The sequence below is a fragment of the Mesorhizobium sp. M0048 genome, from assembly GCF_040323405.1.
Lineage (GTDB): Bacteria > Pseudomonadota > Alphaproteobacteria > Rhizobiales > Rhizobiaceae > Mesorhizobium.
Genome location: NZ_JAMYUV010000026.1, coordinates 39,718 through 61,428, shown reverse-complemented (window position 1 = coordinate 61,428; position 21,711 = coordinate 39,718). Strand labels below are relative to the sequence as shown.

Genomic DNA, 21,711 nt, shown 5'->3' with positions numbered 1-21,711 from the left:
GGTGACCCAGGATATAAGCCTTCTGGTGTCCATTGCCGTCTTCCTGGCGGCCGTAGCGTTTTTCCTGGTTGGCGCGCTCGTCTTCTTGCCGGCGCTGCAGACGAGGAAGCTGGTTGCGCAAAGCCTCATGGCAGAGGGCATTCCTAACCGCCGCTCGCTTTTGGGCCAGGAAGAACTGGCCAAGATTTCAGCACAGCGGCCCGTCGACGCATATTTTAGATCGATCGAAAAAGAACGCGACCAGCCCAGCGCGCTGGACGCAAAGCTCTTTCGCGCCGGCTTCTATCAGTCAAGCGCGCCAATGATCTATACTCTGTCGCGCCTTGGTGCGGTCTGTCTTGGCTTTTCCGTGACGTTTGCGCTCCTGTCGCGGATATTGCCACCCGGACTTCCCGGTCTTGTCACCTTTGCAGGCTCTGCCCTGCTTGGGCTGGGATGCATCGTCATTCCGAGCATTGCTCTCGATCGATTCGAAAAGGGACAGAAGCAGATTTATCGTCGCGGCTTTCCGGATTTCATGGACATGATGATCACCTGTGCCGATGCCGGCATGAGCCTCGAAGCGGCTGTCGAGCGTGTCGGCAGCGAACTGGCTGGCACCCATAGATGGCTCGGCATCCAACTCGCAATCATGAATCTTCAGTTGCGCGCGGGCAAGCCGTTGCGCGAGGCCCTGCGCGAATTATCCGACCGCGTTGGACTGGAGGAGGCGCGCGCGCTGGCTGTGCTGTTCCGTCAATCGGAAGAGCTCGGTACCAGTTTGACGGACGCCTTGCGCGTCTACAGCGACGAAATGCGGGGACAAAGAATTCTCTTCGCCGAGGAACGCGCCAATGCTTTGCCTGTCAAGATGATGATACCGCTGGGGCTATGCATCTTTCCTGTTGTGATGATGGTCGTGATGCTTCCGGTGATCATTCGAATGAAGGGCATTTTCTTCTAGACAGGGATGTGCTTTGGTCAGGGGACGGGATCGGCAAGATCCCTGGGGGATAAAATGAAAAGGCCAATGTGCCTCGTTGCCGCTGCCAGTTTGCTGGTTGTCGTGCTTTCCGGTTGTCAGTCGAATGCGACGGACCCAACGGGGGTCGTCCGCACTAACGAGCCGGCGAAAGTGGAGCTTACTGCCTTCGGCGATGCCTTCGACGGACTGAAGACGGTCAGCGACGTCGAATACTATGCCTCCGACCAAGCCGTTGCCGAAGCCAAGAACCAGTTCCGCTCGGAAAATTATGGCAATGCGGGCGCCCTGTTCTACAAGGCGACGCAACTCGCCGCCAACGACGGTGCCGCATGGCTGGGCCTCGCCGCCTGTAGCGACCGCATCCACCGCTTCGATCTCGCCGACAGGGCCTATGGCCAGGCCTTCCGGCTCATTGGGCCAACGCCCGAATATTACAACAATGTCGGCTATTCCTATCTGCTGCGCGGCAAGCTGCAGGACGCGCGCAGTAATTTCCTCAAAGCATACGAACTGGCTCCCAACGATCCGACCGTCGCCAACAATTTGCGACTCCTGTCGTCCAGCGTGAAGAATCTCGAACGGTAAGGCGCTACATGTTGCTTGCCGGAGCGCTGCTGATGAAGGGGCTAGCGGTTCCTTTGCTGGCAAGGATTGCATGGCTCGACTTCACGACCCAAAAAATATCTAACCGTGACGTGCTGCTGCTTTTGTGTCTTGGGCTGGGTTCGCTGCAGGTTATGTCGATCCTCAGCGGGTCGTGGTGGGACATGGGCCTGAGCGCGGTTGCCGGCCTACTGCTGTTCGTGGCGCTTTTCTTGTTGTGGGCCATGCGCAAGGTCGGCGCTGGCGATGTCAAACTGATGGCGGTGGTTTCGTTTCTGATCGGCGGCAGCGGGCTCCTGGTGTTTTCCGTGCTGTTGCTGGTCTTCGCGCTTGCGACCGCGTTAGTCGTGAAGAATCCCTTGATGCTGCCCGAAGGGGCCTTCCGCGTCTACGTTCAGCATCTGGACCGCAAAGGCGTCGTCCCGTTCGGCGTGCCGATCTCGATCGCTGCTATCTGCACGCTGGCGCTACAGATCTATGGCAACTCACGGTTCTAGTGGTTAAGATCTAACGATTGGTACCCGATCGTAAGCGCGCCCACATCGCGAGCGCCTCCGTCTTCCTATCGGAAGAAAGGTCTGACGCCATCTTGCCGCAAATGTTATATCTAGCGATCCGTCCTCGATCGAAGAAGGATCGCATCAATGGACGATTGGAGAATCGGGAATATCTGGGTAACCAGAATTCTGGAGATGTGCGACCCTCTGCGGACGCCATCGGAATGGTTCCCCGACTGCACCGACGAAGCACTCGAACCGCATCTTCATTGGCTCACGCCCCGATTGATATCGCCGGCAACCGGCCGGCTTATTCTTCCCATCCAGAGTTTTCTGGTTCGTACCGGCCACCACACTATTCTGGTCGACAGTTGCGTCGGCAACGACAAGACGTGCGCATACTTCCGGCATTGGCATCGCCGCAATGACGGCACCTTTTTGGCGCGCCTGGCGAATGCAGGTGTTGCTCCCGAGCAGATCGACTATGTGCTGTGCACCCATCTTCATATCGACCATTGCGGCTGGAACACACGATTGGTGGACGGGCGTTGGATACCGACATTCCCGAACGCCCGCTACATCATGGCGCGGCGCGAGTTCGAGGCCGCACAGGCCGCCTCCGGCGATGCCGACGAACGGACCTATGAGGACAATGTGCTGCCAATCGTCGAGGCTGGTCGGGCTGTGCTTGTCGATATGGATTTGAACTCGATGGCGAAGTGTGGCTGGAGCCGACGCCGGGCCACACCCCGGGGCACGTAGCCATCGGCCTGAGATCTCGAGGCGTAGGGGCAGTGTTTTCCGGCGATCTCATGCATTGGCCGATGCAATGCATATACCCCGACTGGAGCTTTCGGTACGACACGGACCCTGACCAGGCACGTCGGACGCGGTGGGCATTCCTAGAGGCTTGCTCGGACAAGGGACGTATCGTCATGACATCGCATTTTCCCTTGCCGTCGGTGGGAACTATCTCGCGACGCCAGTCATCATTCTGGTTCGAGGATCATCAGCCGCCGTAATCGCCGAGGACGCCGACCACGCGCTCGGACCCGAGGTGGCCGAGCGCGTGGTGGCGCTGACGCTTGTCAATCTGCCGAGCGAGACGACGCACTGGACCGCCGACATGATGGCGCAAGCGGCTGGCATCAGCGCAAGCTGTGCGTCGCATCTGGAAGGCGCACGGGCTGCAGCCCAACCGCTGGCGCCAGTTCAAGCTCTCCAACTATCCCCAGTTCGTCAATAAGCTGCGCGACGTCGTCGGCCTCTATGTCGATCCGCCGATCCGCCGGCTCACGCAATCGTGCTGTCGGTCGACGAGAAGAGCCAGATCCAGGCGCTCGACCGCACCAGCCCGGCCTGCCCATGAAGAAGGGAAGGCTCGGCACCATGACCCACGACTATAAGCGGCATGGCACGACCACCCTGTTTGCCGCCCTCAACGTGCTCGACGGCACCGTTATCGGCAAGAACATGCAGCGGCATCGCCATCAGGAGTTCATCCGCTTCCTCAACGCCATCGAGGCGCAAATGCCGGCCAGCAAGGCCGTCCACGTCGTCGTCGACAACTACGCCGCCCACAAGCACCCCAAGGTGCGCGCTTGGCTCGACCGCCATCAGCGCTTCACCTTCCACTTCACGCCGACGTCGTGCTCGTGGCTCAACGCGGTCGAGGGTTTCTTCGCCAACTTGTCGAAACGTCGCCTCAAGCGCGGCGTCTTCCAATCCGTTGTCGACCTCCAAGCGGCAATCAACCGCTTCCTCGTAGAGCACAACCAGCAACCCAAACCCTTCTCTTGGATCGCCGACCCCGACAAGATCATTGCCGCCGTCAAACGCGGGCACCAAGCGTTAGATTCCATCCACTAGGCGGGCTCTCAGCCTGACATGTTTGGCGCGCAAATTACCTTTTCAACTAATCTCCGAGAACCATTAGCTTGCGCTCAAATTGGCGAAGTGCTTGGATTGCGTCTTGCCGGCGGGACGCCGTATGGACATTCTGAATATCAAAGCGCTCTTAATTGCGGTTCTGATCTTCGTTCCGATCGAATACCTGTTCGCTCTGCGCCCCCATCAGAAGATATTTAGGAAAGCCTTCTTCAATGATCTCGTGTATGCGCTGTTTAATGGCATCCCGATAAGCCTTGGCCTGATTGCGGTTATCACGGTAGCAACGAGTACGGTGGGGCGGCTGGTGCCGGCCTATGTCGGCAGCGCAGTATCATCGCAACCTGTTTGGCTCCAGGTGTCAGAGATCATTGTCATTGCGGACGTTGGCTTTTACCTGGCCCACCGCACCTTCCATGCCGTTCCCTTTTTGTGGCGCTTCCATTCGATTCATCACAGCATTGAAGAACTGGACTGGTTGGCAGCGCACAGGGTTCACCCTGTTGATCAGGCTCTGACAAAGAGCGCGTCGCTCGTGCCTGTATATCTGTTGGGTTTCAGCAGCTCGGCGATCGCCCTGTTTGCACTAATTTTTCACGTCCACGGGCTTTTGCTGCACGCCAACGTCAGGCTGAATATCGGCCCGCTTCGGTGGTTGATCGCGTCACCCCAGTTCCATCATTGGCATCACGCTCACGAGCGCGCGGCATACGACAAGAACTTCGCAGGTCAACTTTCATTGATCGATGCGCTCTTCGGAACGATGTACCTGCCCGGTAACGCTGTCCCGGAGCGCTATGGCGTGGATGATCCGATTCCATCAACTTACGTCGAGCAACTCGCCTATCCAGTGATTCCGAAGGGCAGAATCAATGAAGCTCCCTCCGCCAGAGATACGTGATTTCGTCGGGCGTGCAACGATGACACTCTACTTCACGTTCTGCGCGACTTTGAAGGCCGCAACGTTCTTGGTAGCTCTTGCCGGCGCAGAATGGACTGTGGCGTGGATTATCGATCTCACCGCAGATGTCGCCGCTCTCGGCTTTCTCGTGCTCGTCGTTGTGATGACAGTGGCGCGTCTTCCGCCCCTGGGAACAGCGCACGGAATTGAACCCCGAATCTCTGCGCTCATCGGATGCTTTGCCACCGCAACTTTGATCGCGGTCCCTCGCATCCAGGCAGCTCCGCAGATCGAGTTTGTTGCGGACCTGACCACCATAGTTGGTTTCGCTCTTTGCATCTTGTGCCTGTTCTGGCTTGGCAGATCCTTCAGCATCACCGCGCAGGCCAGGCGGCTCGTCACGGCAGGGCCTTACCAGATCGTGCGTCACCCGCTCTACGTCTGCGAAGCGATCGTCCTGCTCGGCATTCTTCTCGGCAACGCGACATGGGCGACCGTCGCAATCTGCGCGATTGCCCTGGCTTTCCAATATCGGCGGCTCGTGAACGAGGAGAGGGTCTTGCGAGCGGTGTTCCCCGAATACGAAGCCTATGGGCAGACCACGCCAATGCTCATTCCGTCTTTATCCTCATTGTGCCGATGGCAGTGACTGTGCCCCATGCTGACCTGCAGTGTACAGATGTAAGGGCATGCCTGGTGATCTTACACGGCGGCGTTAGGAATGCTTCATTGGCTGACGGAGGTGTTGAAACTCGAAATCACTTAGTAACTATTGCCTTGGTCACAGCTCTTTTCGGGCTGATTGACATTTTTTGGTTGCCATTTTCTACAGTCGATTTTTCACCGAGGAACTGGGTTGACATAGGCAAGGTGGCCCTTGTCCTCAGCGCATCTTGGATGGCATCGGCAATTGCCCTCCATAGATTGAGATCTGATACAAGCCCAATCGCCAGCATAATCAAACATCTTTGTGGCTGCTTGAGAATCCTGGTCGTTTCCGCAGTAGCATTCATACCGCTCGCCATTTCAACCACCGTCTTCATGTACCTGGCGTCGGCCACCTCAAGGCCGCTGGCAGACCCGGTTCTAGCTTCTATCGATTCCTGCCTCGGTTTCGACTGGCGGTGGTTTCTGGCCACGACCAACCAGCCGACTACAGCATCCGTCCTGGTTTTTGCTTATCATGCGCTGGCGTTTCAAATGCCGCTCGTTTTGTTAGTCCACGCGGTGAGAAACCAACGAGAACGAGCACTGGAGTTTGTGGCTCTTCTAGCGGTTGCCTCGGTCTTCACGGGCGCACTGATGGCGTTGGCACCAGCTGAAGGCGCTTATGCCTATTTCAAGCCGGCGCGCGGGCTATTTTCGAACTTCACCACTGATGCCGGAATGTGGCACCATCATGTGCTTATGGCGCTGCGATCAGGCGAGCCGTTTGATCTAATTATGACTAAAGGCACAGGGCTCGTCACGTTCCCGTCGTTCCACACGGCACTTGGATTGGCAGTGGTCTATGCCGCGCGGACCATCCGGCCACTTTTTGTCGTGTTGGCCCTGGTGAATGCCGCCATGATTGTGGCCACGCTGCCGGAAGGCGGTCATCATTTGATAGATGTGATCGCCGGCACAATCATCGGTATTCTCTCCATCATTGCCGTCAAGATGCCTAGCTATGCTCGCGGAAAGGCCGACCGCATTGCGAGATCAGCCGTGGGATCGGACGCGGACCACTGAATTGGCCACGGGCCTTTGACTTCGGCTGCCTGGCAATGACGTGGCGGCGGCGAGACACAGTGAGGAGGAGCGCCGCCCTGCGGCGGCATCTGCGCGGCTGCATGCACAGGAAGAAGAGAAGAAGATCAACATCTCCACCGTGCTCGCCGGCCAGAGGCTCGGAATCACCGAAGTCGCCGACGGCATTTGGCTCGTCTCCTTCATGCACTACGATCTCCGGATATATCGAAATGCTTGCGTGCAACAACTCGGCGCGTTGTGGGAACAGGCTCTGCGCGATGCGCTCACTCGGAGCGTCCGCAGACCCAGCGACGTAGGATTCTATGGTGGAGCTCCCTTAGCCATGCCTGGGGTCCCAAGCATACTGCTGTTTGTAGAATTTGTCTGCGGCGCCGCGGTCGGAATGGCCTGGGTCGCTGGGTGCCAAGTTTTTGTCTTGGCAGGACAGCCGACTGCTTGTTGGCGGCATCGGCGGCTTGCTCTTTGTGTGGCCCTCCGCGCGCATTCCGGGGGTTGGGCGCCTCATCCGCCACCACGCCCACGGCCTGACGCCGACCATGTTAATCGGAGCCGGAATAGCAGGGCTGCTGGGAGGTCTTGTCCTGATTGTGCTGGCCGGTTTCGTCGAGTCACTCATAAGAGGCTGACAGCAGCTCCGAATGAAGAAGATGCTTGGCGCGCACAGATACTTTCCGGCTAGCCATCGGCCGCGCTGAAGATTGCTCGGTAACTAAAATATATAGACTTTGTCCTACCTAGCGCGGGCGCAGCGTCGTACGTGATGGAGCGATCCTGCCCTTTGACGCTTTGACGGTGGCTGGCTCGCGAAATAGATCCCGCGTCGCATCAAGACAATCCCGCCGGCGCGTGCCACCGCCGACTAACGAAAACTCTCCGACGCGCGTCGACGTCTACCCAGAGTGTGGCTGGTGGTAGCGGTTGCTCACGCAACTGCTTGATCTTGATTGATTGGTGCTAGCGGAGAGCGCTACATCGCGAGACCCACTATCGAAGAGGTCATCTGCTATCGGAGGCGCACGTAGCCTAGACTCCTAGGCTAGAGCGGTTCGCGTTTTGGCTGAATCCAGATTCCCAAGATTGAGCAAATCAAATTCGATGTCCCGGCCGTGGAGGTCTTGACTGATGGCGAAGCCTATTCGGTAGATCTGCGGCAGCGGGCGATGGCACGCCTTGAAGCGGCGAGACGAGCTATGAGGTGGCGGCGGCACAGCGCCGGTTGTGAGATGACAAAGCGATCTTGTGTGCGTTCGACCATGGCGGGCTGCACCAAACCTCGGCCTGACTTGACGAGATTACACCTCCTGGTGCTTATCGTTTGTGCCGACGCCTTCTGCTTCGATGTCGCGGAAATCGCATCGACAGCGCCCCTTCCGCAGTATTCTCCGAGCCACCCAATCCCGGTTGATCCGGCGCAACTCTCCTGGCTACTGTCCTCGATGTTCATTGGGGCCCCACGGGATGGGTCGCCGATCGTTACGGGCGAAAGTTGGTGCTCTCTGGCGTGTTGCTGTTCCTCACTGTGGTCTCGCTCCTTGCCGCGTTTAGCCGAGACATCCAATCCTTTACAGTGCTGCGTGGCATTCGGGCATCGCCCTTGGGGCCTTCCACCTCTGGTCATTTCCTACCTGACGGAAATCCTGCCCCCCAGACGCCGTGGCATGCTGATCCTTCTCGTCAGCACCACCGCCGCCCTTGGCCCCCACTGCTACATCTTCATCTCCCGCTGGCTTGCGCCGCTCCAGCCATTTGGGCTCGACGCGTGGCGCTGGGCGTTTTGCCTCGGCAGTTTCGGCGCAGGGGTCTTAGGGCTCCTGTTTCTGATCCGGAATCACCGCGGTGGCTATTCTCGCAGAGCCGGCTGGCGGAGGCTGAACAATAGTCCAGGCATTCGAGCGTTCCCCGAGAATAGACTTCGGAGAAAGTCCTGATTGCACTGCGCGGAAATGTAGGCCTCAATGGGGCCGTCAAGGGAGGGCGGACGCCATCATAGTGTCGGTACGGACAGACCCGCAACCTTTAGCTGTTGAGACAGTGATCGATCCGTCCCGCAAGCGGCGGCTGATCGACCTTTCCGAACTTTGGCGATATCGGGAAGTTGTGTTCTTCCTGGCCTGGCGCGACTTCAAGGTCAAATACCGCCAGACTTATCTGGGTGTGCTCTGGGCAATGCTGCAGCCGCTCGTTGCCATGTCGGTCTTCAGCGTCTTGTTTGGCCGACTCGTGGGCATCTCATCAAACGGAGCGCCATACCCGCTGTTTGTCCTGTGTGGGCTCGTGCCGTGGAATTTTTTTTCGCGAGCGGTTGGCAGCATGACGGGCAGCCTTGTCAGCAACCAGGAACTTGTGAAGCGCGTCTATTTTCCGCGTCTGATCATTCCCATATCCGCTATGGCCACGTGCCTGACCGATATAATCGTCGGCCTCACTCTTTTGTTCGCGGCGCTGCTGGCATTCGGAATCTGGCCGGCACCGCAGGTGATCTTCCTGCCACTGTTCGTGCTCGTCATGGCTGCGTCGGCGACGGGGCTGGGAGTGGCACTATCTGCGATCAATGTCCGCTTTCGCGATGTGGGATATCTCGTGCCGTTCAGCCTTCAGATAGTTCTGTTCATGACTCCGGTTGTCTATCCGGGCAATCTCGTGCCGCACTTTTGGCGGCCGCTCTACAGCCTGAACCCTATGGTGGGGATAGTCGAAGCCATGCGCTGGAGCGTACTGGGCACGCCCGCCGATTGGGTCATGATCTCGATATCGACTCTCTCCTCGCTGGCCCTTCTCGTTGCCGGACTGGCTATTTTCTCAAAGTCCGAACGCGCGTTTCCGGACCTGATCTGAGCAATGACCGACACAGTGATTGAAGCCACCAATCTCTCCAAGGCCTACAGACTGGGGGTGGCGAACAATAGCTTCCCTACCTTGCGGGACGCGCTGGCCAGCGGCGCAAGGCGAATCCTTCACAGGAAGTCCGCTTTGGGTCGACGCAACGGTGGAGACGATCAATTCTGGGCCCTGAGGAACGTCTCCTTCCAGGTGCGCGCGGGCGAAGTCCTTGCCGTGATCGGACCCAACGGCGCGGGAAAGAGCACCATTCTCAAGATATTGGCGCAGATTGTGGAGCCGACTTCCGGTCGCGCGACGATACGCGGACGGCTGGGAGCTTTGCTGGAGGTCGGCACGGGGTTCCACGCGGAGCTGACCGGCCGCGAGAACATCTATCTCAACGGAGCGATACTCGGCATGCGCCGCGCCGAGATCAGATCCAAGCTCGATGAAATCGTCGATTTCTCCGGCATCGAGCCGTTTCTCGACACGCCTGTTAAGCGTTACTCAAGCGGCATGTACTTACGCTTGGCCTTCGCGATTGCCGCGCATGTCGATCCCGATATTCTGGTGATCGATGAGATATTGGCCGTTGGCGATGCCGCATTCCAGAAGAAATGCATTGCCAAGGCCGAAAGCGTCGCCGAAACGGGCCGCACAGTGCTGATCGCTAGCCACCAGATGTCGGTTCTGCAGCGGCTTTGCAACCGCGCAATTTTTATCGACGGCGGGACGATCCTGGCCGACGGCCCGACGGGCGACCTGGTCCGGAATTATCTGCAGACACTGGAAGCGCGAGCGAGCACCGATCTGAGTACACGAACGACGCGCACCGGGCGAGGCCGCCTGCGTGTCGTCGGCATCGAGGTTTTCAACAAAACGGGTCCCGTCGCGTCGGGGCAGCCGGCGGTTTTTCGGCTTCAGGTCGATGGGCCGCGCGAACTTGCACAATGCCTTATTACCATTATTGACGACCTCGGCGATCCTGTGACGTCATTCGACACGATGGAGCACTCCGAGCATGATCGTCAGGGCGAAGTCTACACGGTGCATGTAGAGAGCCTTATGCTGAGACCAGGGCGCTACAGGATTGATGTGGCGCTAGTGGCGGACGACAGAGTGGTCGAAGACCAGGTCGAGACCGCCGCCGTGTTCGATGTCATGCCCGGCTTGCTCGACAACCGACCGGTTACCGCCCAACCCGGCTTCGGCAGTGTCAGCTTTCCGCACCGATGGGTGACTAGGCGTTGACGCTTGCTTTCAAACTGAAGCACGCACGAGTTTACGCCGAATCCGGCGCTGTTGCTTTGCTGTCCACATCATGATCTTCAGGATAAGCCGGTCGGCCCTGCTTCCAATCGTCGGCGGCGCGACGTAGGGCGCACGCGCCAGCCGCAGCGTCCATCGGACGTGGAAGCCTCGCAGTCCACTCTCCTGCAAATGTTGCGCGACCCAGTCGAGGAATGCAGCGCGGGCAGGGTGTTTCCCCATGCCGTCGTAGACCCCTCGCTCAGCCGCCGCCGCCGACGTCGAACCGGAATACTGCCGGTAGCGTGCCAGAGTTACAGGCGTGACAAAGACGGGAAGACGCAGGAATAGCTTCGCCCACAGAGCTTGGTCTTCATAGAGATCGAAGCGCTCCTCAAAGCCGCCGACCGTGCTGATCGCGCTCCTTCGCAAGAGCACCGAACAGGTACACGGAACGTGACCGTTCTGGATCAGCAGAAGTCGCCTTAGAAGCCGCGGGGGCTGATGCAAACGGCCAGCAAGCCCGTCCGTCGGCTCGATCCAGTCGGGGCGCTCACCGTCTGGATACCACCATCTCGTCGGCCCGAAGATCATTGCGGCTTCCGGGTTGGCATCGGCTGCCGCCAGAACCGTCCGGAGCATATGCGGTTCGTACAGATCGTCTGCATCCAGGAAGGCAAGCAAATCGCCGCTGCCGGCCTCTATTCCGGCGTTTCTCGCTGCCGCCGCGCCACGCTTGGATCCGGGAGGCCTGTTCAGCACCTTGATCCGAGGATCGGTTGCTGCAGCATCATTGGCGATCCTGACACTGTCATCCGTCGAGCCATCGTCGACCAGCAAAAGCTCCCAGTCCGCAACTGTCTGGGCTTGGACGCTGGCGATCGCTTCGCCCAGAGTTGCCTCCGCATTGAGGAAGGGGGTTATGATCGTCACTCGCGGCAGGGAAGTCATCGCCGAAGCCATCCTTTGATACTTCGCTTGATCACCTTGCGGCGCTCGCGCGCAAGCGCTTTCCAGATTGCTGAACGAATGCGGAAAGAGGCGCCCTTATCCGCCATTGTGCGATTTAGCCATGTGAGAAACGTGATACGCGCGGCCTCGTCAGTGCCTGCCTCAGAGCAGGCAACAGAGCAACTTTCAGAATGCTGGCGGTATTTTGCCCAGGTCCGGCCGGACACGTAGGCGGGCGCGAATGCGAGCGCCTTGGCAAAGAACGTCTGGTCCTCGAACATCAGGCGAAAGCTGTTCTCGAACCCCCCAAGCGTTGCGAATAAGCTTGAACGCATCAGGGCATTGCATGTTGTCGGCGTCTGGACCTCGTTCTGAAGTAGCAGCTCAAACAGCACGGGAGGCTCGTATCGGGTGTCTGGTTCGACGCCGAGCGGGTAGTAGAAGTCCGCGCGGTCAGCAGCCTCTTGCCAGCTATGCCAGATCAGAGTCCGGCCATAGATCATGCCGAGCGCCGGATCGCTTTCCATAATAGAGACCTGTTCGGAAAGCTTTTCGGGCAGCCATGCATCGTCTGCGTCGAGAAATGCGACGTAGGCGCCGCGCGCTTCCGTCAGTCCACGGTTGCGCGAGGCGCTGATACCGTGATTGCCATTGTCATGGTGAGACAATAGTCGCACCTTGCCCGGCAGCCGCTGCTCATAACCGCGTATGATGGCGGACGACTGGTCAGTCGAGCCATCGTCGACAACGAGGAGTTCCCAGTCGGTGAAGCTTTGACCTACAATGCTGTCAACAGCTTCCCGGAGATAACTCTCACCATTGAACACGACTATAATTGCCGTGACACGCGGCTGTCCGCCTGAATTGTCAGCCATGGCACAGCACCATGCGCCGAAAGTCAGCTTCACCCCAATCGGCGACCGTAACGCGCGGCAATCGGTAAGGGTCGACGCGAGGCCCAGCTTCACGCGGCAGGGTAGTTACTGCATAGTCTATGCCGGCAGACCTTACGGCGTTGGCGGTGCTGCCATCGAAATCTCCAAACGGGTATGCGAATCCCACCACCCGCCGTCCTGTAATCTCCTCGCATTGTTGGCGGCTGCCTGAAATCTCGCGTTCAAGCTCGTCCCGTTTCAGTAGCGGCAAGGATGGGTGCGTACAGGTGTGGGCGCCGATCGAAACGCCATCGGTGTCGGCGAGCTGCCGCAGCTCCGAATGCGTCATGGCGCGATCGCGCCCTCGGGGACTGGCGTCGGTTCCTGCCCATCTTGCCAGCCGCTCAAGGGCCTTCTCGCGTTCGTGTGCACTCAACGGCTTCAGCAGTGCGTGCAAGTTGAAATGGAGCGTCGTGCGGTTGATCGCGTTATTGGAGTCCGCCGGCATTGCGTCCTCCCAAACGCGCCAGTCATAGTTTCGGCCAGCGATCTCGATCTCCAGAGTGTTCGGGAGAGCAGGCATCTCCAAAATGATGCGGGACAGAATGTCCCACCAGAACACTGAGGGATCGGTGATCGCATGGGTGGTGACGAAGACAGTCGCAGGACAGTTCATACGCCGCATGATCGGCACGGCGTTTTGGAGGACATCCGCGTAGCCGTCGTCAAAGGTGATTGCCACCGCATTTCTCGGTGACCGTCTCTCCCCAAGCCGTTGCGCCAGCCATTGCAGGGGAACAATGTCCCGCGCTTTCGTAAGAAGTTCGATCTGGCGTGCGAAATTTTGCGGCGAAACCGCGAGTTCCCAAGGATCGACGAGCGGTTCTGCGATGCGGTGATACATCAGCACGATAGGTCGACCGAAACCGGCAAGCAGGCGCCCCCGTCGCAGGAATTTGCTGACAGTTTGACGCGCTGTCACGGCGCCGCTCATCGCCTGAAAGCCCGCGCCGCGACTATTACCGGACAATAGGGGTCGTGCACATCAAGTAATGCCGAATTCAGCTCATGTTCCGCCAGGCCGTAGAGGAAGGCCGTAGCAGAATACGCGTTTCCGTAGTGACTGACTTCGACGTTCTTCGCCCCGAACCTGTCCGACAGAAGTCGCCTTAGGGCAGCCGGAGTTATCGACCAGAACCAGCTCTCGCCCCATTCTCCCCTGTCAATCGGGCTGACCCAAGGCACTGTAATCAGGAGAACGCCTCCCGGCTTCAGGATCCGCCACAGGGTTGCGACTGCAGCAGGTAGATCGAAAAGAAGGTGCAGGGTCTGGGTGAGTACGATACAATCGAAGGTCTCGGACGGCAGATCGTCGTTATTCGCCAGATCACCCACGAAGGTTGTCAACGGGTGGCCGTTATAACGGTTCAGAACATCGCTTGCGGTAACCCGACTGCCTCCGAAACGCATCGTATAGGCGTTGTCACCGATCTCCAGGACCCTTCCGGATATGTTCAACGAACAGGACGCGAGGAAAGTCTCGACATAGCGGCGGTCCAATGGCTTGCCGCGATCAAAACCGAACTCCGTGCTGAAGGGTACGGTACGCTCGAGGTCACCGAACCGGGCGCTCGAGCGGTGCCGACTTGACCGGCGCCTGAGACGATGCCGGAGCATCACAGCGGTCTGTAACGGCGCTGCAAGCGAAACGGCGATAGTGCTGCTGAGTTGACCGGCGAGTGAAGAGCGGAACCGAAGCGCTGTACCAAGCTGTCCCAGTTGCTTGTCCGTATAATAGCACTTCCATTTTTCGACACCCTGACGGTAGGCGGCCGCCCAATCCGGATTGGTCTGCGCGACGTCCCGCTGCCGGCGAAGGACCTTCAGCGCCGCGCGCAACATCATCGGATTGCTGTTCGACATATTCGTTGCGTGCCGACGGTAATCTGCGAGGTATTCCGGAATGCAGGCCACCTTGTTCGCCCGAGATAGGCGAAGGTAGACGTCGTAGTCCTCGCAAGCCCGCAGTGACCGGTCAAATCCGCCGGCGGCTTCCAATGTCCTGCGGCGATAGAGCACCGTCGCATGCATTCCAATCAGGTTGTCGGTCAGGAAGCATGCATACGGGTCCTCGCCCACCGACCTCAGTGGTACAGTATTCCTGACTGCACCGGCCTCGTCGATGTAGCGGAAAGCACCGTAGACCAACGCGCAATCGGGATTGTCGTGAAACAAGGCAAGATTGGTGGCCAGCGCTACCGGGCGCAGCCTGTCGTCGGCATCCAGGAAGGCAATGAATTCGCCGCGCGCTGCCGTCATCCCGGTGTTACGGGCAGCGGCCAAACCCTGGTTTTTTTGGCGGATGTAGTGGACGTCGTCATATCGACGAACAACACTTTCGGGATTGTCCGACGACCCATCGTCCACAATGATGATCTCATCCGGCTTCACGGTCTGGTTGCGGACGCTGTCGATCGCTTCGGCAAGGAACCGCGCATGATTGTAGGTCGTGATGACAACTGAAACGCTGGATGCAGCGGGGCGGGTGGTCATCTGTCACCCGCTCCGTTTCGGCAGGTCGGGTAGCCGGCAAAGGTCAACCAGCCGACAGATCGCCGACATGCTTCCTCGAAGCTGACAGCCGGCTGGTATCCGAGCTCACGCTCGGCCTTGCGCCATGGAAGTTTCGTCTGGCACTGGTGCAAAAGTGCACGCTCCTCCGATACCATGACCGTTGGGGCCGTAGTCGCACCGGTCGCATTGCGTCCTGCCTTCCGCCACTCGGCATAGCCCGCCTTCAGTCCGCTGCGAACAGGCCTTGGCAGGCTTCGGACAAGCCGCCGATATCCTTGGCTTTCCTTCAGTCCTTGTTTCCATCTCGGAGCAAATGACAATGGCGCTGAAGCCGAAATCGCGGCCAGGTCGAACCCCAGTGCCTCGGCGATCGGTCGGCAAAGATCTGCCCAACTGATCTCTTCCCGGTCTCCGATCAGATAGGTTCGCCCAGAGGCCTCGGGCACTTCGATGGCGAGCTTGATCGCGTGAATGACATTGTCGACATAGGCGCTGTTGCAGATGCCACGACCGCCATCCACCAGGTAGGCGGAACCGTCAATGAGCTCGTCGGCAAAACCACCGGTCCAACTGGAGCGTGGGCCAAAGACAATTCCGGGCCGCAGCACCACTACCTGCACCGCGCCGTCGCGTGACAGTTGCCCGAGACGGCGTTCGGCATGAATCTTCGCATTGTTGTACTCGATCGTCTGATCGTCATGCAGCGCGCTCGTTTCGTCCGTCCCGGGCGGGGGCGATTGGCCATGAACGGAAGCGCTGCTGAGATAGATCAGACGAAGCACGCCGGCAGCGGTGGCTGCACGATAGACGGGCTCGATAGCATCGACGATCGTGCGGGCGTCACCGGCAACTGCATGTACGACGTACTGACAGCCCGTAAAGGCAGCGGTAAGAGCTTGAATATCACGCGCATCCGCCACCATTGCGTCAATCGCAAAGCGAGACAGACTGGCGAAAGCATCCGGCCTGCGAACGATCGGCCTCACATTCGCCCAGCCGGAAAGTTGCAGCAACTCCACGGTGCGGCAACCTATGAAACCGTTGGCGCCAAGCACTGCAACAGTGCCGGTCATTGTCTGGTCCCGGCGGAAGCAGCGACATGGAGCAATTCTTCCGGACCGAGCCACGGCATGTCCATCAGTTTCCGTCTAGCATAGCATCCTTCGACCAGATCGACCACATTGCGCCCAACACTGGCCGGCACGGAAAGGGGGGCCCCATTTCGGACCGCATCCACCAAGCCCGAAATCTGATCGCAAAATGCATCGACAAAATCGCGCGACCGGCCGTCGGCATTGGTGAAGGAAACGCAGCCTGTCGTGCGACTTCCATTCAAGGCGACCTCGACAGTCTCGGTCTCATTGACTGTCCAGGAAATCGAGCCACGTTCGCCCTCAAGGCGGTACAGATTCGGGCGAGCCCAATCCCGGCTCAACCTGACCGTCGCGTCGAAGCCGTCAAAACGCAGCCGGACAAGGCAGTTCGCCTCGACGCCGCCCATTGCGTCATCGGCGTAGTGGATTTCGTCGGGCTCTCCAAACCACCAGGTCAGGAGGTCAAGGCAATGCGTGCCGATATCCTGAAGCACACCACCACCGGACTCCGCGAAGCTGAAATAGCTCATCGAAGCCACCGGCCACTGGAAGGAGCCGCCCTCGAAACAACTGACGCTTCGTAACCGTCCGATCATTCCGCCCTCCAGCATGGCCTTTATCGACCGCGTCGCAGGGAACTGCCTTCTGACGAGCCCTGTTGCCACATGAAGATTGTTGGCTCCCGCTGCCGCAAGGATACGAGCCGCCTCGGAGCTGCTCGTGGCCATCGGCTTTTCGCACAGAACATGCATCCCGGCTTCCAACGCTTGTGTCGACTGATCAGCGTGATATCCAGGTGGCGAAGCAATGATCGCAATATCGGCGTCCATAGCCAAAAGGCCGTCGAAACTGGCCGCAACCTTGGCTGAGGGCAGTCGCGCCTGAACGAGTGCGGCCTGCTTCGCATCTGGATCGAATATCCCCGCGACTGCAACTTGGCCTCTGCTTTGAAGGCGTGAAAGCGCTTCCGCATAGTAGAGCTTTGTGACGGCTCCACATCCGGCCAAAACGAGCCGGACCGGTTCATCTTCCCGGAGTCCTGCAGGCCGCTGCTCGGTTTCAACTAGGATGGACAATCCTGCCTCCCTGTCTTGCAACGAGCCGCAGCATACGACCAATTGTCTTGAGTGAGGGATCGAAGCGGAACGCTTCGCTCATCTGCGCCAAGCATCCAGCCCAATCGCCGGCGCCGAACAGTCGCCGCGCAGTCTCGAGAGCGCTTAGCGCATAGGTCCGCCGGGCCGACGCGGCGACATCGCCCGCAAGCTCGGTTGGAAGATAGCTCTTGAAAATATCGATCGCCATTCGCGTGTAGGCCATGTCCTCGGCACTTCGGATATGGCGCCCTGTGTTCGATTGGGGGTGCATCCGATAAAGTGCAAGGGCCTGCGGTTCGTACCAGACAGGAAATTGAGAAGCGATGCGGACCCACATCTCCCAGTCTTCACTGCATTTGAGCCGCCGGTCGAAGGCGCCGAGTTCTTCGTAGACCGCGCGGCGCACCACGATTGATGGCGTCATGATGTGCTGTTCCAACGCCAGTCGAACCGCCGCATTCTCGAGCCGTCCGGGGCTTGACTGCATTACAGGCGGGATCGACAGCTCCTGTCCGTGGGCATCCATGAAGATCGCCCGGCAGAATGCCGCGCCTGTACTCGGGTCCGCATCGAAGCCTCGTCCGAGCAATTCGTAGAAGCCGGGGCGGACGGCGTCGTCGCCGTGCAGGAGATGTACGAGTTCGCCCTGGGCACGATCCAGGCAGGTATGGAAGTTGCCGATATGCCCTAGATTTTGCGGCTGGTGGAAAAAGCCAACGCGATTCCCACCGATTTCATTCAAGACTCTTTGCGGATCATCGGAGGAACAGTCGTCAACCACCTCGATTTGCATTTGAGCCGGGCCGGGGTCCTGCGCCAGCACACTTTCCAGCGTTGCGGCAAGAAAGCAGGCGCAGTTATAGGCGGGGATCATCACTGACCATTTCGGGCGAGCAGCCTCCCGTGGGAACGGCGAGATCGGATCGCGATACTCGAAGTCACGGATCGCCGTCATCTCTGGAGCACCGAGGACTTCAGCAGGTGCAGCCCCAACCTGACAATGTCGCGTTTGGCCACGTCACGTCCGATACCACCGCTGCGAAGGCTCCGCAGGAAGCACGATCTGGCCGATGGCAAATCGCCTTCTACCAGATACCGCATTGACCATTCATAGAAGTAGCGGGAGCAGCCGCCGCGGGCAGAATTTACCCCCTGCGTGTCCATGACCTGCGCCATGCGCCGGTAGAATCCTTCGATCGCATCCAGCTTGGGTCGGTTTGGCAGTGCCGATATGAGTCCGCCCGGATGCAGACGGTAGACACCTGCTACCTCGTCGACAAAAGCGAGATCTGCTGTCCTTGCGCAAAGCACATACAGCGGCCAGTCAGTAATCGGAAAGAAATCAGCATACCACCACGGCACATTTCGAACGCACGCGGTTCGCATCATGCCGGCGCAAGTCGCGAAAGGATTGCCTTCCCAGATATCCCTTTGCGTCACGATGGGTTTCTGGTCCGCCCGCGTCCACCGCGTCGATGTGAACTCATCGCCATCCGCCACGACTGCATTGTAGAATATTGCGGAGAGTTCCGGGTGCGCGTCGAGATGGGCCGCCTGATCTTTCAGCTTGGTCGTGGATGTCCACAGGTCGTCGCCATCGAGGATCGAGACGTAGCGCCCACGCGCCATCCGGAGTCCTCTCGCGACGACTTCGTTCGATCTCACATTACTGCCGGAATAGATCGCCGACAGCCTTTCAGGATGGTTGGAAACATATCGCTCGACAATCTTCCGGGTTCCGTCGGTCGAAAAGTCTTCACTGATCAATATCTCGACACCGAAATCGGCCTCTTGCATGAGAGCGCTGTCGATTGCAGCCGCCACGTAGCGTGCGTGATTGTAAGTGACAATAAGGACGGTCACGCGAACCGTTGACTCATTCACCTTCCGCTCCGCAGTGCATGCCGCCCGCCTATCTCAGATCACGCCGATCATTGCTGGCTCTAGATCGCGTGAGTTGCCCTCATTTCCGCAATTCCACCATTGGCCTCAAACCAGCGCAATGTGCGCACGAGACCCTCTTCATAGGGCACTTTGCACGACCACCCCGGCAGGATTCTTCGGCATAGGGTCAGGTCAGGACGCCGGTTGGTCGGATCCTGCGGCGCCGGCTCACCATGAACAATGGTCGTTCCGGGAACGAGGCCCGCAACATACTGCGCGATCTCAAGCACCGAAATTTCCCGGTCGTTTCCTACGTTGACTGCTCCCACATGATTGAAGTTCTCCAGCCAGAACAGCCGTTCGAGCCCATCGACAATATCGTCGACATAACCCCAGCTGCGGGTTTGGAGACCATCACCATGGACAACGATCGGCTTGCCGGCCAACGCATTGGCGATAAAGTTGGAAACAGCACGCCCATCATCGGCTCGGGTGCGCGGGCCGTAGACGTTAAAGAGCCTGGCAACCCGCACATCGACGCCGCGGACACGGTTGCTTTCGAAGAGGAGCGCCTCGGTGCAGCGCTTGCCTTCGTCGTAGGAAGAGCGCGGGCCCGTACAGTCCACTGACCCCCGATACGTCTCGGGCAGCGGGTTGACCAACGGATTTCCATAAACCTCCGAGGACGACGCAAAGCAGATTCGCCCATCCTTTTTGAGCAGCTTCAAGAGCCGCATAGCGCCAATTAGATTTGCTGAGACGGTACGCTCGGGCTCCCGCATATAGACCGGCGGCGACGCGGGCGAGGCAAGATGAAAGATCTCGTCGAATTGGAAATCGGATTTGAAATGCTCCACCTCGGAGCGGACCAGCATTAGGCGTTGATCTCGGATATGACCAACGTTTTCTGCTCTGCCGGTCCATAGGCTGTCGACCACAACCAGCATGTCCAAATCGTTTCTTTTGAGAAGCCGGTCGACCAGGTGCGACCCGATGAATCCTGCTCCTCCAGCCAGCAACAGCTTCTTCATCTCATGTCTCGAAGGGGACATAGGCTGTCCGAATTCGTGTCCTCGTTGGGCATTGCAAGCGTCCCTTCTTCGGGAAGCCGCGTCAAATAGGCTCCGCTTGGCCCAAGCTTCTCGTCCATTACTGCAAGATTGCTGAGCACCACGCGGTAGTCGGCTTTCTCGGCGGAATCCGCAAACTCATGAATAGAGTAGTTCCAAAAATTTCTTCCGATCTCCGAGCCGTTTTCCCCTGAGCTGCGGTCCTCGCTTTCCGGTTGGGGAAGTGCTCGCTTCACCTCGCGCAGGAAAATGGCCGCAAATGCGGCAACGAGTTTCGCGAACTGCACAGGTGATCGCCAGAGCATTTTGGTGCAGTTCCTGGCGACAGCAGCAAATCGGCGCGTCATCAGCCCAAGCTTGGCAATCTCGACATCGGTGCGGAAGATCGCATCCAGCAGGACCGGCTTCACCGCCTCTGTGCAGCGGGCAAGTACGCTCTCGAGCACTATCCGACGCGAGATGAGCATTCGCACGAAATCTGCCGACATATTCCCTGGCGTTCGGCGGTATCCGACAAGATGCTCCTCAACGACGCCGAAACGGTATTTGGAGGCAATGCTCTGTTGGATGAAGAAGTCCTCGCAACCCTCTGCACCGCTCTCGCGCAGTCGCGAGGAGTAGCCACCCATTTCGAAGAGAACATCGCGCCGAAACATCACCGAACTGCCGTTGCTGATGAAATTTTTTCCGAGATGCTGCATGAACACCCATCCATTTGGATGCGTCTGCTTCGGCGTGATGATCACCATATCATCGGCGTCAATCGTCCGGTAAAGTGTGTAGACAAGCCCTAGATCATTGCCAGCCGCAGCGAAAACACGCAGCTGCTTTTCGAGCTTGGTCGGGTGCCAGAGATCATCGGCGTCTACAGGCGCTATAAAGATGCCTTTGCTTGCCCGCACCCCCGCATTCCGCGCCGACGCGACGCCACCATTCTTCTGTTGGAGCAATTTGATGCGCCCGTCGCCATCAGCCAGTCGTCGAACGATCGATGCTGTTGCGTCGGTCGAACCATCGTCAACGACTATTATTTCCATGTTTTTATGCGTTTGGGCGAGCACGGACGCCAAGGTACGCTCGATGAATGGCTCTGCGTTGTAGGCAGGGATAATAACCGCCACGAGCGTGTGGGCAGAGTGCTGTGAATTGCCTGGCAAATCCGCCATCCCTAGTCGCGCCCGAAGGAAGAGAATTGCGATCGCCCCCAGATTGGCCAGAAATGATTTTTGGACGAGATATCAATCAGCCAATCAGGCAGCCTGAAGTTCGCAAAGACCTGACGAGAGATTGACGGACGGAGTGTCATCCAAACCCTTCTCCGTTGGTGTGTGCAGGCGTCCGCAAAAAAAACCACTGAATCTCTTTGCTTTTCAGCATTCTTCGTTTGCTGCTATCCGCCGCAACCTCGGCACAGAGTTGCTGGGATCGGTCGTTCACGCATATATTAGCCGAAACTACTATTCGCGCCAAGGAGCTGAAACCGATATAGCGACG

General features: G+C 58.6%; 20 protein-coding genes and 2 pseudogenes. 11 read left to right on the top strand and 11 right to left on the bottom strand.

Features of this window, described 5'->3' with window-relative positions; translation table 11 throughout:
• Position 1: 1 nt before the first annotated feature.
• The 7 genes and pseudogenes from NKJ84_RS20740 to NKJ84_RS20710 all read left to right on the top strand — a co-directional run bounded on the left by NKJ84_RS20740 (position 2) and on the right by NKJ84_RS20710 (position 5,501).
• On the top strand, positions 2 to 943 hold the full coding sequence (locus tag NKJ84_RS20740) for a type II secretion system F family protein (RefSeq protein WP_352507995.1): 942 nt from the start codon (positions 2 to 4) through the stop codon (positions 941 to 943).
• 54 nt (positions 944 to 997) lie between these two features.
• Positions 998 to 1,549, top strand: a complete 552-nt coding sequence (locus NKJ84_RS20735; RefSeq protein WP_352690526.1) for a hypothetical protein — start codon at positions 998 to 1,000, stop codon at positions 1,547 to 1,549.
• Between the two features lie 8 nt (positions 1,550 to 1,557).
• A complete protein-coding gene (locus NKJ84_RS20730; RefSeq protein ID WP_352507993.1) occupies positions 1,558 to 2,064 on the top strand; it encodes a prepilin peptidase in 507 nt (168 codons plus the stop codon).
• A gap of 147 nt (positions 2,065 to 2,211) precedes the next feature.
• Entirely contained in the window at positions 2,212 to 2,826 is a 615-nt protein-coding gene (locus NKJ84_RS20725; RefSeq protein ID WP_352507992.1) for an MBL fold metallo-hydrolase, read from the top strand.
• A gap of 283 nt (positions 2,827 to 3,109) precedes the next feature.
• Positions 3,110 to 3,933 (top strand): annotated as a pseudogene (locus NKJ84_RS20720) (IS630 family transposase); the annotation flags it as partial.
• A 121-nt stretch (positions 3,934 to 4,054) separates the two neighbouring features.
• Positions 4,055 to 4,852: a sterol desaturase family protein gene (locus NKJ84_RS20715; RefSeq protein WP_352507991.1), complete on the top strand. Its 798-nt coding sequence runs from the start codon at positions 4,055 to 4,057 to the stop codon at positions 4,850 to 4,852.
• A 19-nt stretch (positions 4,853 to 4,871) separates the two neighbouring features.
• Positions 4,872 to 5,501: a methyltransferase family protein gene (locus NKJ84_RS20710; protein WP_352507990.1), complete on the top strand. Its 630-nt coding sequence runs from the start codon at positions 4,872 to 4,874 to the stop codon at positions 5,499 to 5,501.
• A gap of 109 nt (positions 5,502 to 5,610) precedes the next feature.
• Here the strand turns inward: NKJ84_RS20710 and NKJ84_RS20705 are convergent, their stop codons facing one another.
• Positions 5,611 to 5,895, bottom strand: coding sequence for a hypothetical protein (locus NKJ84_RS20705; RefSeq protein ID WP_352507989.1), 285 nt, complete (start codon positions 5,893 to 5,895; stop codon positions 5,611 to 5,613).
• Here NKJ84_RS20705 and NKJ84_RS20700 point away from each other — a divergent pair.
• The 4 genes and pseudogenes from NKJ84_RS20700 (at position 5,894) to NKJ84_RS20685 (ending at position 10,675) form a co-directional block, all read left to right on the top strand.
• A complete protein-coding gene (locus NKJ84_RS20700; protein ID WP_352507988.1) occupies positions 5,894 to 6,583 on the top strand; it encodes a phosphatase PAP2 family protein in 690 nt (229 codons plus the stop codon). The two genes, NKJ84_RS20705 and NKJ84_RS20700, sit on opposite strands and share 2 nt — an antisense overlap.
• Before the next feature lie 118 nt (positions 6,584 to 6,701).
• A pseudogene (locus NKJ84_RS33280) lies at positions 6,702 to 6,800 on the top strand (transposase); the annotation flags it as partial.
• Positions 6,801 to 8,635: 1,835 nt separating this feature from the next.
• Positions 8,636 to 9,439: an ABC transporter permease gene (locus tag NKJ84_RS20690; RefSeq protein ID WP_352507987.1), complete on the top strand. Its 804-nt coding sequence runs from the start codon at positions 8,636 to 8,638 to the stop codon at positions 9,437 to 9,439.
• Between the two features lie 135 nt (positions 9,440 to 9,574).
• The gene (locus tag NKJ84_RS20685) at positions 9,575 to 10,675 is read left to right on the top strand and encodes an ABC transporter ATP-binding protein (protein ID WP_352507986.1); all 1,101 of its coding nucleotides are present in this window, start codon (positions 9,575 to 9,577) and stop codon (positions 10,673 to 10,675) included.
• Positions 10,676 to 10,684: 9 nt separating this feature from the next.
• Here NKJ84_RS20685 and NKJ84_RS20680 read toward each other — a convergent pair whose 3' ends face one another.
• The 10 genes from NKJ84_RS20680 to NKJ84_RS20635 form a co-directional block, all read right to left on the bottom strand.
• Positions 10,685 to 11,623, bottom strand: coding sequence for a glycosyltransferase (locus NKJ84_RS20680; RefSeq protein ID WP_352507985.1), 939 nt, complete (start codon positions 11,621 to 11,623; stop codon positions 10,685 to 10,687).
• Positions 11,620 to 12,498: a glycosyltransferase family 2 protein gene (locus tag NKJ84_RS20675; protein WP_352507984.1), complete on the bottom strand. Its 879-nt coding sequence runs from the start codon at positions 12,496 to 12,498 to the stop codon at positions 11,620 to 11,622. Before NKJ84_RS20675 ends, NKJ84_RS20680 begins: the two co-directional genes overlap by 4 nt.
• A complete protein-coding gene (locus NKJ84_RS20670; RefSeq protein ID WP_352507983.1) occupies positions 12,491 to 13,492 on the bottom strand; it encodes a polysaccharide deacetylase family protein in 1,002 nt (333 codons plus the stop codon). Before NKJ84_RS20670 ends, NKJ84_RS20675 begins: the two co-directional genes overlap by 8 nt.
• On the bottom strand, positions 13,489 to 15,051 hold the full coding sequence (locus NKJ84_RS20665) for a glycosyltransferase (RefSeq protein WP_352507982.1): 1,563 nt from the start codon (positions 15,049 to 15,051) through the stop codon (positions 13,489 to 13,491). The genes NKJ84_RS20670 and NKJ84_RS20665 overlap by 4 nt, the downstream gene beginning before the upstream one ends.
• Entirely contained in the window at positions 15,048 to 16,145 is a 1,098-nt protein-coding gene (locus tag NKJ84_RS20660; RefSeq protein ID WP_352507981.1) for an NAD-dependent epimerase/dehydratase family protein, read from the bottom strand. Before NKJ84_RS20660 ends, NKJ84_RS20665 begins: the two co-directional genes overlap by 4 nt.
• On the bottom strand, positions 16,142 to 17,263 hold the full coding sequence (locus tag NKJ84_RS20655) for a Gfo/Idh/MocA family protein (protein WP_352507980.1): 1,122 nt from the start codon (positions 17,261 to 17,263) through the stop codon (positions 16,142 to 16,144). The genes NKJ84_RS20660 and NKJ84_RS20655 overlap by 4 nt, the downstream gene beginning before the upstream one ends.
• Entirely contained in the window at positions 17,226 to 18,218 is a 993-nt protein-coding gene (locus tag NKJ84_RS20650; RefSeq protein ID WP_352507979.1) for a glycosyltransferase family 2 protein, read from the bottom strand. Before NKJ84_RS20650 ends, NKJ84_RS20655 begins: the two co-directional genes overlap by 38 nt.
• Positions 18,215 to 19,126: a glycosyltransferase family 2 protein gene (locus tag NKJ84_RS20645; protein WP_352507978.1), complete on the bottom strand. Its 912-nt coding sequence runs from the start codon at positions 19,124 to 19,126 to the stop codon at positions 18,215 to 18,217. The genes NKJ84_RS20650 and NKJ84_RS20645 overlap by 4 nt, the downstream gene beginning before the upstream one ends.
• A gap of 80 nt (positions 19,127 to 19,206) precedes the next feature.
• The gene (locus NKJ84_RS20640) at positions 19,207 to 20,178 is read right to left on the bottom strand and encodes an NAD-dependent epimerase/dehydratase family protein (RefSeq protein WP_352507977.1); all 972 of its coding nucleotides are present in this window, start codon (positions 20,176 to 20,178) and stop codon (positions 19,207 to 19,209) included.
• The gene (locus NKJ84_RS20635; protein WP_502896171.1) at positions 20,175 to 21,416 is read right to left on the bottom strand and encodes a glycosyltransferase family 2 protein; all 1,242 of its coding nucleotides are present in this window, start codon (positions 21,414 to 21,416) and stop codon (positions 20,175 to 20,177) included. The genes NKJ84_RS20640 and NKJ84_RS20635 overlap by 4 nt, the downstream gene beginning before the upstream one ends.
• Positions 21,417 to 21,711: the final 295 nt, after the last annotated feature.

What these genes read in the sequence shown, in the direction of transcription:
- NKJ84_RS20735 (WP_352690526.1), top strand. Translation starts at nt 998, where the DNA reads ATGAAAAGGCCAATGTGCCTCGTTGCCGCTGCCAGTTTGCTGGTTGTC.
- NKJ84_RS20730 (WP_352507993.1), top strand. Translation starts at nt 1,558, where the DNA reads ATGTTGCTTGCCGGAGCGCTGCTGATGAAGGGGCTAGCGGTTCCTTTG.
- NKJ84_RS20725 (WP_352507992.1), top strand. Translation starts at nt 2,212, where the DNA reads ATGGACGATTGGAGAATCGGGAATATCTGGGTAACCAGAATTCTGGAG.
- NKJ84_RS20715 (WP_352507991.1), top strand. Translation starts at nt 4,055, where the DNA reads ATGGACATTCTGAATATCAAAGCGCTCTTAATTGCGGTTCTGATCTTC.
- NKJ84_RS20710 (WP_352507990.1), top strand. Translation starts at nt 4,872, where the DNA reads ATGACACTCTACTTCACGTTCTGCGCGACTTTGAAGGCCGCAACGTTC.
- NKJ84_RS20700 (WP_352507988.1), top strand. Translation starts at nt 5,894, where the DNA reads ATGTACCTGGCGTCGGCCACCTCAAGGCCGCTGGCAGACCCGGTTCTA.
- NKJ84_RS20705 (WP_352507989.1), bottom strand. Translation starts at nt 5,895, where the DNA reads ATGAAGACGGTGGTTGAAATGGCGAGCGGTATGAATGCTACTGCGGAA.
- NKJ84_RS20680 (WP_352507985.1), bottom strand. Translation starts at nt 11,623, where the DNA reads ATGACTTCCCTGCCGCGAGTGACGATCATAACCCCCTTCCTCAATGCG.
- NKJ84_RS20675 (WP_352507984.1), bottom strand. Translation starts at nt 12,498, where the DNA reads ATGGCTGACAATTCAGGCGGACAGCCGCGTGTCACGGCAATTATAGTC.
- NKJ84_RS20670 (WP_352507983.1), bottom strand. Translation starts at nt 13,492, where the DNA reads ATGAGCGGCGCCGTGACAGCGCGTCAAACTGTCAGCAAATTCCTGCGA.
- NKJ84_RS20665 (WP_352507982.1), bottom strand. Translation starts at nt 15,051, where the DNA reads ATGACCACCCGCCCCGCTGCATCCAGCGTTTCAGTTGTCATCACGACC.
- NKJ84_RS20660 (WP_352507981.1), bottom strand. Translation starts at nt 16,145, where the DNA reads ATGACCGGCACTGTTGCAGTGCTTGGCGCCAACGGTTTCATAGGTTGC.
- NKJ84_RS20650 (WP_352507979.1), bottom strand. Translation starts at nt 18,218, where the DNA reads ATGACGGCGATCCGTGACTTCGAGTATCGCGATCCGATCTCGCCGTTC.
- NKJ84_RS20640 (WP_352507977.1), bottom strand. Translation starts at nt 20,178, where the DNA reads ATGAAGAAGCTGTTGCTGGCTGGAGGAGCAGGATTCATCGGGTCGCAC.